Origin of the sequence: Nitrobacter winogradskyi Nb-255 (assembly GCF_000012725.1) — a bacterium.
Taxonomy (GTDB): Bacteria; Pseudomonadota; Alphaproteobacteria; order Rhizobiales; family Xanthobacteraceae; genus Nitrobacter; species Nitrobacter winogradskyi.
On sequence record NC_007406.1, the window covers coordinates 352,890 to 366,572 of the forward strand.

Here is a 13,683-nt window from a genome sequence, read left to right on the forward strand (position 1 = left end):
GTGCCAGGGCGTCGGTGACACCCGCGTGTTTGGGGCGTCGATTGACTTTGGCTGAAGGGGCAAGCCAGAGACCGTTAACGGCCCAGAACACGCGGCTCGCAGTGACCTGACATTTTCAAGGTCGTGTTACCATATGAAGCAGGAACGCGGCGGATTCAAGGTGAATCGTCGCGGCTCGCACGCCCAAGGTTCTCCCGCGGAGCTTTAGCCTACTCTGCGTTCCAGCCGCACGCCCTGAGCCGCGCGTGCAAATGCGCGGGCGCGGGCGCGGTGACCACCACGGGAGGCTTGTTCCTCGACAGCGGAATCGCGATCTGGCGTGCATGCAGATGCAGGCCCGGCTCGTCGAGGCGCGGGACGTATTGTTCGTTCCGCGAACGGCGTAAACTGGCCTGGGTTCCGTAGATGTTGTCGCCGACGATCGGCCAGCCCATCGCCGCGCAATGGACGCGCAGTTGATGAGTGCGGCCGGTAAGCGGTTCCAGCGACAACCAGGTCAACTGAACTCCTGCTCCGGAAACGGTGGAGGTGTCAGGAGAGGATCGCCCCAGCACTTTCCATTTCGTGGTCGACGGCAGCCCGTTCGGATCCGGCTTCTGCCACCAGCCGCGTTCTTCGTTCAGCCGCCCCAGTGGAATATCGATGGCGCCCTCATCCTCGCTCGGGCCGCCTTCGACCACGGCCCAGTAGGTCTTTGAAATCTTGCCGTGCTTGAACAGCAGGCCGAGCGAAGCCGTCGCCTTGCGGTGCCGCCCGAGCACCAGACAGCCCGAGGTGTCGCGGTCCAGCCGATGGGCCAGCACCGGCGGCCGCGGCAGGCCGAACCGCAGCGCGTCGAACGACGCTTCGAGATTGGCGCCGCCCTTGGGGCCGCGATGGACGGCGATGCCCGCGGGCTTGTCGATCACCAGCATCAGCCCGTCGCGGTGGAGGACGCGGGCCTGGATCTCCTCCGGCGTCGGCTGGGCCGTATCGACGGTTCGCTTTATTTCCGGTTGCGGCATGATCGTCGAAACGGCTAACACACCTCCACGATGAGTGACAGTTCCGAGGATCAACCGAAACAGAGCTGGTGGCGCAGGCTGTCCGGCGGCCTCAAGCGGACTTCCGCTTCGCTCGGGACGGCGGTGGCCGATCTCGTCACCAAGCGCAAGCTCGACCGCGCCATGCTCGATGATATCGAGGACGTCCTGCTGCGCGCCGACCTCGGAACCGCGGTCGCCGAACGCATCGCGGAGGCGGTCGGCGAGGGACGCTATGACAAGGCGATCTCCGCCGACGAGGTGAAGGCCGTCGTCGCGACCGAAGTGGAAAAAGTCCTCGCTCCGGTGGCGCGGCCGCTGATCATCGACGAAACGGTCAAGCCGTTCGTTATTCTGGTGGTCGGCGTCAACGGCTCCGGCAAGACTACGACCATCGGCAAGCTGGCGGCGAAGTTGTCCGCCGAGGGGCGCAAGGTGATGATGGCGGCCGGCGACACGTTTCGCGCCGCGGCGATCGACCAGTTGAAGGTCTGGGGCGAGCGAACCGGATCGCCGGTGATCGCGGGCGCGCAAGGATCGGATTCCGCGAGCCTGGCGTTCAACGCGCTGACCGAGGCGCGAAACCAGAACAGCGACGTGCTGCTGATCGACACCGCGGGCCGCCTGCAGAACAAGGCGGAGCTGATGAACGAACTGGAAAAGATGGTTCGCGTCATCCGCAGGGTCGATTCGTCGGCTCCGCATGTCGTGTTGCTCGTGCTCGACGCCACGGTCGGACAGAACGCGCTGTCGCAGGTCGAGGCGTTTCATCGCACCGCCGGCGTCACCGGGCTGGTGATGACCAAGCTGGACGGCACGGCGCGCGGCGGCATTCTGGTGGCGCTCGCGGAGAAGCATAAGCTGCCCGTGCACTTCATCGGCGTCGGCGAAGGAGTGGACGACCTCGCGCCGTTTACGGCAGGCGATTTCGCGCGGGCGGTCGCGGGGATCGAGCATTAGTTTTTATCGTGCCCGAACCCCACGGGCGGGCATGCCGGGACTACCGAAACCGCGCGAAACACCGGCTTCATCCGCTGTTGCGGATAAAGCCGGTCATAACAGGCAGGATGATGAACAAGTCGCAACCGCACCCGCTATTCAAGCTCGCGACCGAACTCGGTCCGCTGCTGGTGTTCTTCGCCGCCAATGCGAAGTTCGGGCTGTTCGTGGCAACGGCCGCGTTCATGGTGGCGATCGTGGCGGCGATGATCGCGTCCTATGCGGTGACGCGACATATCCCGCTGATGGCGCTGGTGACGGCGGTCATCGTCATCGTGTTCGGTACGCTGACGCTGGTTCTGCATGATGAGACCTTCATCAAGGTGAAGCCCACCATCATCTATGCCCTGTTCGCGGCGGTGCTCGGCGGCGGATTGCTGTTCGGCCGCTCCTTCATCGCGATCATGTTCGATCAGGTGTTCAACCTGACGCCGCGCGGCTGGCGGCTGTTGACGCTGCGCTGGGCGCTGTTCTTTGCGGCGATGGCCGTCCTGAACGAATTCGTCTGGCGGACCCAGAGCACGGACTTCTGGGTCAATTTCAAGGTTTTCGGAGCGGTCCCGCTCACCATGATCTTCGCCATGATGCAGATGCCGCTGACCCGGCGCCATCATCTGGAGCCGGCCACTCTGGAAGCCAGCGATGCCCGGGAAGGGGATGTCAGCAAGAACTGATGACTTGCCTATAAGCTGGCCGGCCGGAAAGACGAACGGGGCTGGATCAGGAGCCCGCTTTCAGGGCCTTTTCGATTTCCGGCTTCAGCACCGCTTCGATGTTCTCAGGGGTGATTTCCCCGACCAGCTTGTAGGCGATGGTGCCGTCCCGCGCGACCACGAAGGTCTCGGGCACGCCGTAGACGCCCCATTCGATGGAGGCCCGGCCATTGCTGTCGACGCCGACGACATCGAACGGGTTGCCGTAGCGGCCGAGGAAGCGGCGGGCGTTGTCGGAGGCGTCCTTGTAGTTGATGCCGACGAATTGCACGCGCCGGTCCTTGGCGAACTCGGTCAGCAGCGGCGCCTCGCTATGGCAGGGGACGCACCAGGACGCCCAGACGTTGACCAGGCTGACCTTGCCCACGAAGGTCGCGGGGTCGATCCCCGGCACCGGCTTGCCGTCCGCCATGAGGCCGGACAGTGGCGGCAGCGGGATCTGGGGCGCGGCGCGGCCGATCAGCGCCGAGGGGATTCGCGAAATGTCGCGGTCGCCGAGCCGGAACCAGAACAGGAGCGCCAGCGCGGCAAAGAGCACGAGCGGCAGCGCCATCAGCCAGCGCCGTTTCGGCGCGGCGGCGGGCGGCTCAGGGTCGGTCATTGAACCTCCGCTGCGCTGCGTCCCGATCGCCTGACCGCGCCCGCGGCTTCAAGGCCGCGCAGGCGCGCCTTCTGACGGCGGTAATCCATGATCACCCAGACAATGAGCGCGACAACCACGGCTGCGACCGACACGTAGGATGTCACGATGAATGAGGCATAGGGACCGAGCGCCATGATTGTCACGCCACCGATTTGCTGGCTTGCAGCATCTGCAAGGTGCGCACGCGCCGGCGCAGGATTTCATTCCGCATCGCCGCGATATGCAGCGTCAGGAACAGCAGGGTGAAGCCGATCGCCATCACCACGAGGGGAATCAGGAAGGCGCGGTCGAGCGTCGAGCCGCCCATGCGCACCACCGAGGCCGGCTGATGCAGCGTATTCCACCAGTCGACCGAGAACTTGATGATGGGAATGTTGACCGAGCCGACCAGCGTCAGCACCGCGGCGGCGCGCGCGGCGCGCGACGGATCCTCGACCGCGCGCCATAGCGCCATCAGGCCAAGATACATCAGGAACAGGATCAAAACCGAGGTCAGCCGCGCATCCCATTCCCAATAGGTGCCCCACATCGGTCGGCCCCACAGCGATCCCGTCAGCAGCGCGAGAAATGTGAAGGCCGCGCCGATCGGCGCTGCGGTCTTGGCCGCGACGTCGGCCAGCGGATGCCGCCACACCAGCGTGCCCAGCGCCGCGACGCTCATCACGCCCCACACGAACATCGACAGCCACGCATTCGGAACGTGGATGAACATGATCTTCACGGTCGCGCCCTGCTGATAGTCATCGGGCGCGATGGCGGACTGGTAGAGGCCGACCGCGAGCACGAGCGCGGTGACCGCCACGAGCCACGGCAGAATCCGGCCGGCAAGCGTGAGAAACCGGGAGGGGTTGGCGAGGTCAATCAACGACATGGGCACCACTGATAGTCGCCGGAGCTACCGCAGGCAATGCGGATTTGCGTCCGGTTTCCTCCTTGAGCAAAAATTGATTGGCTGCATCAAGCGCCTCAATCCAGCCCGTGCCGCAGGCTTGAGGCGGCGGCGAACGGACCGATGACCAGGCTCGCCAGCGACAGCGCGCACAGAATCGAGAACGGAGTGCCGAACGGCGATGGTCCGGACATCGCGGCATTGGAAGCGGCGACGCCGAAAATCAGAACCGGGATCGACAGCGGAAGCACCAGCACCGAGAGCAGCAGCCCGCCGCGGCGCAGGACGACGGCGAGGGCGGCGCCGACCATTCCCGTGAAGGTGAGCGCCGGCGTTCCCGCAAGGAGCGTCAGCGCCACGGCACCGGTCGCGACGGCGTCCAGGTTGAGCAGCAACCCCAGCACGGGCGTCGCGGCGACCAGCGGCAACCCTACGGCCAGCCAGTGCGCCAGCGCCTTCGCGGCGCAGACGAGTTCGAGCGGCGTGCGGCCCATGACGATCAGGTCAAGCGAACCATCATCGTGATCGGCGGTGAACAGGCGATCGAGCGTCAGCAGGCTCGCCAGCAGCGCGCCGAGCCAGAGAATCGCGGGCCCGAGTTTTTTCAGGAGCGCGAGATCGGGGCCGACCGCGAACGGCATCAGCACCACGACGGTCAGGAAAAACAGCACCCCGATCAGCGCGCCGCCGCCGACGCGCAGCGCGACGCGCACATCCCGGCGGATCACGGCGGCGAGGGCGGTCATGAAGAGGACCCTTTTCTTCTTTCCCACGAGGGAAGGAGGGGCAAGGCTCGTCGCATGTGGATTGGAGCCAACCTCATGCCGCGCCTCCGATCCGCAGTTCCCGCGCGGCGATGCCGAGCGGCGTATGGGTCGCGGCCAGAATGATGCCGCCGCCCGCGAGATGGCCGGTCATGATCGCGGCGAAGGCGGCCTGACCGGTGACGTCGAGGGCCGAGGTCGGTTCGTCCAGCAGCCAGACCGGGCGCTTGACGGCCAGGAGCCGTGCGATGGACAGCCGTCGCCGCTGTCCGGCCGAGAGATAGGCCGCCGGCAGATGCGCGACATGGTCGAGCCCGACCGCCGCGAGCGCATCCGATTCGCCCGATTTCCCGCCGCCGAGGAAATCCCGCCAGAACGACAGGTTTTCGCTGACCGTGAGCGCAGGCTTGAGGGCGTCGCGATGGCCGAGGTAATGCGCCTGTTCCGGCAGCGTCAACTCGGGATCGCCGCCTTCAAGGCTGATCGACCCGTCCGCTATCGCCAAAAGACCCGCGAGCAGCCGGAGCAGGGACGTTTTCCCCGCGCCGTTAGGGCCGGTGATCGCCACGGCGTGGCCCGACTCCGCCGCCACATCGAGGCCGGAGAACACCTCCCGTCCTCCTCTGACGCATCGCAATCCGTTCCCTGAAAGTCTCATGGCGGTCCTGTTCGCGGAACTGTCGCGTTTCTGTGTATGGCTGAAAGGCGGGGTACAAGCATTTGAGGGGCGGTGGCGGACGATCTGGAAAGACTCTATAAAACTGGAACTGATGCAGCACAAAACGCGCCGCAGCGAAACCCCGGGGGTTGGTGCGTCAGCGGTGTTTCAATACCCTATTGGTTTGCTGGCCGGTACCTCAGACGTTAATTCGGGATTTCTCACATGGCTTCGCTCGACAGCTTCAAGTGCCTGAAAACCTTCAAGGTCGGAGACAAGACTTACGCTTACTACAGTCTGCCGGCCGCGGAGAAGAATGGCCTCAAGGGCATCTCCCGGCTGCCCTATTCCATGAAGGTGCTGCTGGAAAACCTGCTGCGCAACGAGGACGGACGCTCGGTGAAGAAGGAAGACATCGCCGCGTTCGCCAAATGGCTGAGAAAGCGCAGGCTCGAGCACGAGATTGCCTTCCGTCCGGCTCGCGTTCTGATGCAGGATTTCACCGGCGTGCCCGCGGTGGTCGATCTCGCGGCGATGCGCAACGCGATGCAGAATCTCGGCGGCAAGCCTGAGAAGATCAATCCGCTGGTGCCGGTCGATCTTGTCATCGACCACAGCGTGATCGTGAACTTCTTCGGCGACAACAAGGCGTTCGCCCGCAACGTGGTCGAGGAGTACAGGCAGAACCGGGAGCGCTACGAGTTCCTGAAATGGGGACAGAAGGCGTTCTCGAATTTCGCGGTGGTGCCGCCCGGCACCGGCATCTGCCATCAGGTCAATCTTGAATATCTGGCGCAGACGGTGTGGACGCGAAAGGAAAGGCTGACGATCGGCAAGAAGACCGCCAGCACCGAGGTCGCCTATCCGGATACGGTGCTCGGCACCGATTCCCACACCACCATGGTCAATGGCCTTGCCGTCTTGGGGTGGGGCGTCGGCGGCATCGAGGCGGAAGCCGCCATGCTTGGCCAGCCGCTATCGATGCTGCTGCCCGACGTGGTCGGCTTCAAGCTGAAGGGGGCGCTGAAGGAAGGGGTGACCGCCACCGATCTCGTGCTCACCGTTACCCAGATGCTGCGCAAGCAGGGCGTCGTCGGCAAGTTCGTCGAGTTCTACGGACCTGGCCTCGATCATCTGTCGGTCGCGGACAAGGCGACCATCGCCAACATGGCGCCGGAATACGGCGCGACCTGCGGCTTCTTTCCGATCGATGCGGCGACCATCGATTATCTCAAGACGTCCGGCCGGCCGCCGGCCCGCGTCGCGCTGGTGATGAAATACGCCAAGGCGCAAGGCCTGTTTCGCAGCTCCGCTTCGGCCGATCCGGTCTTCACAGAAAAGCTGGCGCTCGATCTTGGAACGGTGGTGTCGTCGCTCGCGGGACCGAAGCGGCCGGAGGGGCGGCAGCCGCTGTCGGCGGTCGCGGATGGATTCGCCGGCGCGCTCGCCGACGAATACAGAAAGACCGACGCCGGGGCGCGATTCCCGGTCGAAGGCCGCAACTTCGATCTCGGACATGGCGACGTGGTGATCGCGGCGATCACCTCATGCACCAACACATCCAATCCGAGCGTGCTGATGGCCGCCGGGCTGCTGGCGCGCAAGGCTGCGGCGAAAGGGCTGGCCGCGAAGCCCTGGGTGAAAACGTCGCTGGCGCCGGGCAGCCAGGTGGTCGCCGAATATCTCGCGGCGTCCGGGCTTCAACAGGATCTCGACAAGGTGGGTTTCAATCTTGTCGGCTTCGGCTGCACCACGTGCATCGGCAATTCGGGGCCGCTGGCGCCGGAGATTTCAAAGTCGGTCAACGACAACGGCATCGTCGCCGCTGCGGTTCTGTCGGGCAATCGCAATTTCGAGGGCCGCGTTTCGCCGGACGTGCAGGCGAATTATCTTGCCTCGCCGCCGCTGGTCGTCGCCTACGCGCTGGCGGGCTCGGTGACCAAAAATCTCAGCCGCGAGCCGCTCGGCACGGGCACTGACGGCAAGCCGGTGTACCTTAAGGATATCTGGCCGACCTCGAAGGAGGTCAACGCCTTCATCAAGAAGTACGTGACCTCGAGAATCTTCAAGAAGAAGTACGCCGCCGTGTTCAAGGGCGATGACAACTGGCGCAAGATCCAGACCGTTGCGAGCGAGACCTATCGCTGGAACATGAATTCGACCTATGTGCAGAACCCGCCTTACTTCGATGGCATGAAGAAGGAGCCGGAGCCGATCGAGGATATCGTGGATGCGCGCATCCTGGCCATGTTTGGCGACAAGATCACCACCGATCACATCTCGCCGGCCGGTGCGATCAAGCTGACGTCGCCGGCCGGACAATATCTCAGCGAACATCAGGTGCGCCCGGCGGATTTCAATCAGTACGGCACGCGGCGCGGTAATCATGAAGTGATGATGCGGGGCACCTTCGCCAATATCCGTATCAAGAACTTCATGCTCAGGGGCGCCGACGGCGCGGTCCCGGAGGGCGGCTCGACCAGGCACTGGCCGGACGGCGAGCAGATGTCGATCTATGACGCCGCGATGAAGTACCAGCAGGAGAATGTGCCGCTTGTCGTGTTCGCCGGCGCCGAATACGGCAACGGTTCGTCGCGCGACTGGGCAGCCAAGGGGACGCGGCTGCTTGGCGTGCGCGCGGTGATCTGCGAGAGCTTCGAGCGCATCCACCGCTCCAACCTCGTCGGCATGGGCGTCTTGCCACTGACCTTCGAGGACGGCGTGTCCTGGCAGTCCATCGGGCTCACGGGGGATGAGACGGTGACGATTCGCGGCTTGCAGGGCGATCTGAAGCCGCGCCAGAAGTTGTCGGCGGATATCGTTTCCCGCGACGGCTCGCTTCGCCGCGTCTTGCTGCTCTGCCGCATCGATACGCTCGACGAACTCGACTACTATCGCAACGGGGGCATCCTGCACTATGTGCTGCGCAAACTCGCGGCTTGACCTGCTGATCCGATTCCGACATTCGCATCGCGTTCAAGCGCGCATAGCCCCTCGGACGTGCGTTTGACATTCGTATCCCGAGGGCCGCGATCGCCGGAGCGATGAATGTCAGAACGGCGCACTTGACGTATGAGGCCTTCACCGCGAATTGAGTGGCGGGCAAGCGAGGGGCAGCCTATCAAAATGCCGGCTTCTCGCATTCTTAAAGTGTGCTTTTCCTTCATGCCGCAGGCCCCCCGCCGTGCCGCGGTTTCGGTGATCTTGATGATGTCTCGTGGTGGTTTGACACGACTGTCCGGTGCGCTCGGCGTTTGCGCGCTTGTCGCGCTCAGTCGTGCAGCTTTGGCGGAGCCGCGCGCGGTGGTTGAACTGTTCACGTCGCAGGGTTGCTCCTCATGTCCGGCCGCCGATGAAATTCTGGGTGATCTTTCAAAGGACCCGTCGATCGTCGCGCTGAGCATGCCGATCGATTACTGGGATTATCTCGGCTGGAAGGATACGCTCGCGGACAATCGCTTCACCGCGCGCCAGAAAGCCTATTCGCAGATGCGCGGCGACCGCGATGTCTACACGCCGCAGGTGATCGTCAATGGATCGGCCCATGTGATCGGCAGCGATCGCGGGGCCATCGAAAGGGCGGTCCGCGATACGCAACAAAGCCAGGATGTGATGTCGGTGCCGGTTTCAATGTCGGTCTCTGGCAGGCAGCTCAATGTGTCAGTCGCATCCGCCAACGGCAAGCATCTTTCGGGTCGCGGCGAAATCTGGGTCTGTGCGGTTTCCAGGGCGGTCCCGATTGCGATCGGGCGCGGAGAGAACAGCGGCCGCGAAGTGACCTACCACAATGTCGTTAGGAACTGGCTCAAGGTCGGTGACTGGACGGGCAAGGCGGGCACCTGGGCGGTGCCAATCGAGAATATCGCCCATAACGGCGTCGATGCTGCGGTTGTCTATGTCCAGGATGGCAATCGCGAAAGACCCGGCCGGATGCTCGGCGCGGCCTACACCTTGCTGCATTGAGATTGGCTGCATTGATACGGATTCTCATTTTCCGCGACCCGAATCCTGCGCGATGAATGCGGCCTGCCTTCAGGATACTCTAAAAAGAAAAAGCCCGACACCGGGTCCGGGCTTTTGCAACTCCGAAATTGATCTCTGCGAATAGGCCCGATCCTGATGGCCCCGGGGGGCTGGGGGCTGAGGAACCGGTTCCAAAAGAATCGGGCCATCGCAGAGAATGTTTTTTCGCAGTTCAGCGGGGCGGTTGCTTGTCGGAATTTGGGCTGCATTATGATTTTACCTAACGTTCTTGTTATCCGGGCGCCGCGGTAGCGCGAGGAACAAGACAATGACGTGATCCCGCCCCTTTCCGGACTGGGAGCCGAGACCTCTTGCGACAGGTCGCAGCCGGCGCGATGATGTCATCCGACCGTGACAGGAGGCGCCGATGAGTTCGCTACCGGACGATCTTGATCCGGGCGGGAGCCGCGTGACGGAACGTGACCCCGCCCCCGTTCCCATCCCAGGCAGGGTGACGTTCAACCGTCTCGAACTCAATCGCATCCTCAATCTTTATGGACGGATGGTTGCCGATGGGGACTGGCGCGATTATGCCATCGACTTTCTCAGGGATCGCGCGGTGTTCTCGGTCTTCCGTCGCGCTTCTGAAGTTCCGATTTATCGGATCGAGAAAGATCCGCGACTGGCGCGCAAGCAGGGCGCGTATAGCGTGATCTCGGCGAGTGGCCTCATTCTGCGGCGTGGCCATGAACTCGACCGCGTGCTGCTTGTCATTGATCGCAAGCTGTCGCTGGTCTGATGCAACGACGCTCCTGCGGCCCCTGGATAAGGGGACCGCAGGATGATGCTCCGCGGAGAATTTTGCTTCTGATTCCATCAGAAGCAAAAAGGCTCGATCCTAGGTGGCGTTGCTGACCAGCTTGATCCTCGGCGCCGTAGCCTCGATGAGGTTTCGATAGGAGTCGAGATAATCCAGCGCCATGCGCCGCGCCGTGAATCGCGCTTCGAACTCCGCCCGGATGGCTCCGCGATCGAGCGTCGTCAGGCTGTGGACCGCGGCAACCGCGCTGATCTCGTCTTCGACGATAAACCCCGTTCGTCCATCCGTGATGATCTCGGCGACGGAGCCACGATTGTAGGCGATGACGGGAGTGCCGCACGCCATCGCTTCTATCATCACGAGGCCGAACGGTTCAGGCCAGGCGATCGGCACCAGCAGCCCGATGGCTCCGCTGAGAAAGTCGGGTTTCTCGTGGTCGCTGATCTCGCCGATATATTCCACCAGCGGATGATCCATCATCGGACGGATGCATTCATCATAGTAGTCCTGATCGGCGCGATCGACCTTAGCGGCGATCTTGAGCGGGATGCCGCACCGAAGCGCGATCCTGATGGCGCGGTCGACGCCTTTCTCCGGAGCGATGCGGCCCAGCACCGCGAGGTAGCTCGGCTTGACCGGGCGGGGCGTCAACAGCTTTTCGGGGAGTCCGTGATACACGGTACGAAGCCAGCGGGCTTGCGGCGCCGGGCGGCGTTGTGCGTTCGAGATCGAGATCAAGGGAATTGAAGAAAATGCGTTGAATACCGGCTGGAGCTCCGGGAGGTCGAGGCGGCCGTGCAGCGTGGTGAGAAAGGGTGTTGGTTGTCTCGAAAACAGTGAGAAGGGGTAGTAGTCGAGGTGAAAGTGGAGAAAATCGAACTCTTCATCGTCACATTTCCGGCGGACCCGTTCCAGCATCACCATGTGAAGGGCGTTAGGATCGCGTACGGCGCCATCCAGGCGTAGAGCCCTCGGCCAGGTCGCATCAAGTCGGGCCGACGTAAGAGAATCGCCGCTGGCGAAAAGGGTCACGTCGTGGCCGAGGGCAACGAGTTCTTCCGTCAGCCAGTGCACAACTCGTTCAGTGCCGCCATACAGCTTCGGAGGAACAGCTTCCGTCAACGGAGCAACCTGCGCGATGCGCATCTATCAGTCTCCTGTAATTGTTCATGTCTCGTCGGCGAGTGGAGGCGTCAGGGTTGTCGGGACAAAGGAACGTTCTCGGATTTGAGAGGTTCCTTTCTTCCGTGCGACTTCTTCCACATTGTCGTCTTGGTGATGCCATCACTCCCCTGCAGACAACCTATGCAGGCTTTGCAACGAAGTTTGTGCGCATTGACGGCTTTTCTGAGGGGCTTGTGCGGCATTGTCGAACATCTTCCGAGAAGACGTTTTCGCTCTTTACTCTGATCAACTTCACAGCACGGTAGGGATGCATGGACGATCTTTCGGAGTACGCCAGTCGGCCCTTTGCATTCGTGATGCGTTATTGCCGCCGGCGGTCAGCGTCGCACATCGCGATCCTTTCATGCGTCGTCGCGGCGGTGGTGTGTTCAGTCGGGACGCAGTACGGCGTCAAATCGCTGGTCGATGCGCTGACGCGCGGGCCCGGTCATAGCGGGGCGGTATGGCTGGCGTTCATCTTTCTCGTGACGCTGATCGCTGCCGACAACTTGCTCTGGCGCGTCGCGAGCTGGGTCGCGAGCTTCACATTCGTCGGCGTCACCGGCGACCTGCGCCGCGATATTTTCAGGCATCTGACAGGTCATGCGCCGAGTTATTTCGCTAGACGGATGCCGGGGATGTTGACGAGCCGCATCACGGCGACCTCGAACGCGGTCCATACCGTCGAGAACATGCTGGTCTGGAATGTACTGCCGCCCTGTATCGCGACGGTGGTTGCGATTGCGCTGATCGGTACGGTCAGTCTTCCGATGGCGGCCGGGCTGGCGCTCGTCGCCGTCTTCATGGTCCTCGTCATGTTCGGAGTGGCCGCCGGGGGGAAGACCCTGCATGACGATTACGCCGACAAGGCTGCGATGGTTGATGGCGAGATGGTCGATGTCGTCAACAACATGCCGCTGGTGAGGGCCTTCTGCGGGACCGACCATGAACTGGACAGGTTCAATGCCACGGTCGGCCGCGAAATGAGCGCGCGCGGACGTAGTCTTCGTTATCTGGAGAAGCTCAGGATCGCTCATGCCGTCATCACCATCGTGCTGACCATTTCGCTGCTGGCGTGGGCCATTACGCTGTGGCAACGCGGTAGCGTCACCACCGGGGACGTCGTGCTGGTCTGCACGCTCGGCCTGTCGATTCTGCACGCCACCAGAGATCTCGCCGTCGCGCTCGTGGACGTCACCCAGCACGTGGCGCGGCTGTCGGAAGCCGTCGCGACGCTGCTGGTCCCGCACGAGCTGACCGATCATCCCGAAGCCAGGCCGTTACGAAAGAACGGCGCGGCCATCGCCTTCAACAATGTTTCGTTTCGATATCCGGGCGGCCGATCCGTTTTCGAGCGCTTCAACCTCAGGATACAGCCGGGACAGCGGGTCGGGCTGGTCGGAGAGTCCGGCGGCGGCAAGTCGACGCTGTTCGTCCTGTTGCAGCGGTTCTACGATGCGGAACGCGGAAGCGTGACAATCGACAACCAGGATATCTCGCGCGTGACGCAGCACAGCCTGCGCGAGGCCATATCCGTGGTGCCGCAGGACATTTCACTGTTTCACAGGACCATTCTGGAGAACATCCGTTACGGTCGTCCGACGGCGACCGACGACGAGGTGCTGCGCGCAGCCAGCGCCGCGCGTTGTGATTTCGTCGACAATCTCCCCGAAGGATTCGCGACCATGGTCGGCAACCGCGGCGTGAAGCTTTCCGGAGGCCAGCGCCAGCGTATCGCTATCGCACGGGCTTTCCTCAAGGATACGCCGATCTTGCTGCTTGACGAGGCCACCGCAGCGTTGGACAGTGAGTCCGAGGAGGCAGTCCGCGAGGCGCTCGGCAGCTTGATGCGAGGCCGTACAGTGATCGCGATCGCGCACCGGCTTTCGACTTTGCGCAGTTTCGATCGTGTGGTCGTGCTCAAGAACGGCAGAATCATCGAAGACGGCCAGCCCGCTTGTCTGATGCGCAAAGATGGACACTATCGAAACCTCGTCGCCAAGGAGATGAGCCGCCTTGCTGTTCACGCGGCTTGAACCCTGATCTCC

The 13,683-nt window shown here is 63.0% G+C and carries 13 protein-coding genes; 6 read left to right on the forward strand and 7 right to left on the reverse strand.

Annotated features, from left to right (window positions below):
- Positions 1-209: 209 nt before the first annotated feature.
- Positions 210-1,004 (reverse strand): RluA family pseudouridine synthase, encoded by a 795-nt coding sequence (locus NWI_RS01650; protein ID WP_011313647.1) that lies wholly within the window; start codon positions 1,002-1,004, stop codon positions 210-212.
- A gap of 30 nt (positions 1,005-1,034) precedes the next feature.
- Between NWI_RS01650 and ftsY the strand changes: the two genes are divergently transcribed.
- Both ftsY and NWI_RS01660 read left to right on the forward strand, forming a co-directional pair.
- The gene (gene ftsY, locus NWI_RS01655) at positions 1,035-1,982 is read left to right on the forward strand and encodes a signal recognition particle-docking protein FtsY (RefSeq protein WP_011313648.1); all 948 of its coding nucleotides are present in this window, start codon (positions 1,035-1,037) and stop codon (positions 1,980-1,982) included.
- A gap of 110 nt (positions 1,983-2,092) precedes the next feature.
- A complete protein-coding gene (locus NWI_RS01660; RefSeq protein ID WP_011313649.1) occupies positions 2,093-2,695 on the forward strand; it encodes a septation protein A in 603 nt (200 codons plus the stop codon).
- A 46-nt stretch (positions 2,696-2,741) separates the two neighbouring features.
- Here NWI_RS01660 and NWI_RS01665 read toward each other — a convergent pair whose 3' ends face one another.
- From NWI_RS01665 to ccmA, 5 genes are all read right to left on the reverse strand, one after another.
- Entirely contained in the window at positions 2,742-3,335 is a 594-nt protein-coding gene (locus NWI_RS01665; RefSeq protein ID WP_011313650.1) for a DsbE family thiol:disulfide interchange protein, read from the reverse strand.
- On the reverse strand, positions 3,332-3,511 hold the full coding sequence (gene ccmD, locus NWI_RS01670) for a heme exporter protein CcmD (RefSeq protein ID WP_011313651.1): 180 nt from the start codon (positions 3,509-3,511) through the stop codon (positions 3,332-3,334). Before ccmD ends, NWI_RS01665 begins: the two co-directional genes overlap by 4 nt.
- 5 nt (positions 3,512-3,516) lie before the next feature.
- Positions 3,517-4,248, reverse strand: coding sequence for a heme ABC transporter permease (locus tag NWI_RS01675; RefSeq protein ID WP_011313652.1), 732 nt, complete (start codon positions 4,246-4,248; stop codon positions 3,517-3,519).
- Between the two features lie 95 nt (positions 4,249-4,343).
- Positions 4,344-5,012 carry a heme exporter protein CcmB gene (gene ccmB / locus NWI_RS01680; protein WP_011313653.1) on the reverse strand — a complete coding sequence of 223 codons (669 nt, stop codon included), beginning with the start codon at positions 5,010-5,012 and terminating at the stop codon, positions 4,344-4,346.
- A gap of 73 nt (positions 5,013-5,085) precedes the next feature.
- On the reverse strand, positions 5,086-5,688 hold the full coding sequence (gene ccmA / locus NWI_RS01685) for a heme ABC exporter ATP-binding protein CcmA (RefSeq protein ID WP_011313654.1): 603 nt from the start codon (positions 5,686-5,688) through the stop codon (positions 5,086-5,088).
- A 225-nt stretch (positions 5,689-5,913) separates the two neighbouring features.
- Between ccmA and acnA the strand changes: the two genes are divergently transcribed.
- The 3 genes from acnA to NWI_RS01700 all read left to right on the forward strand — a co-directional run bounded on the left by acnA (position 5,914) and on the right by NWI_RS01700 (position 10,450).
- Complete coding sequence (gene acnA / locus NWI_RS01690) at positions 5,914-8,631, forward strand: aconitate hydratase AcnA (protein ID WP_011313655.1); 2,718 nt, start codon at positions 5,914-5,916, stop codon at positions 8,629-8,631.
- A gap of 264 nt (positions 8,632-8,895) precedes the next feature.
- Positions 8,896-9,651: a DUF1223 domain-containing protein gene (locus NWI_RS01695; protein WP_041345294.1), complete on the forward strand. Its 756-nt coding sequence runs from the start codon at positions 8,896-8,898 to the stop codon at positions 9,649-9,651.
- Positions 9,652-10,078: 427 nt separating this feature from the next.
- Positions 10,079-10,450, forward strand: a complete 372-nt coding sequence (locus NWI_RS01700; RefSeq protein ID WP_011313657.1) for a DUF2794 domain-containing protein — start codon at positions 10,079-10,081, stop codon at positions 10,448-10,450.
- A 99-nt stretch (positions 10,451-10,549) separates the two neighbouring features.
- On the opposite strand, the gene NWI_RS01705 is transcribed toward NWI_RS01700, so the two are convergent.
- Entirely contained in the window at positions 10,550-11,617 is a 1,068-nt protein-coding gene (locus NWI_RS01705; RefSeq protein WP_011313658.1) for a glycosyltransferase family 4 protein, read from the reverse strand.
- A gap of 290 nt (positions 11,618-11,907) precedes the next feature.
- Here NWI_RS01705 and NWI_RS01710 point away from each other — a divergent pair, with 290 nt between their 5' ends.
- Positions 11,908-13,671, forward strand: a complete 1,764-nt coding sequence (locus tag NWI_RS01710; protein WP_011313659.1) for an ABC transporter ATP-binding protein — start codon at positions 11,908-11,910, stop codon at positions 13,669-13,671.
- Positions 13,672-13,683 lie beyond the last annotated feature (12 nt).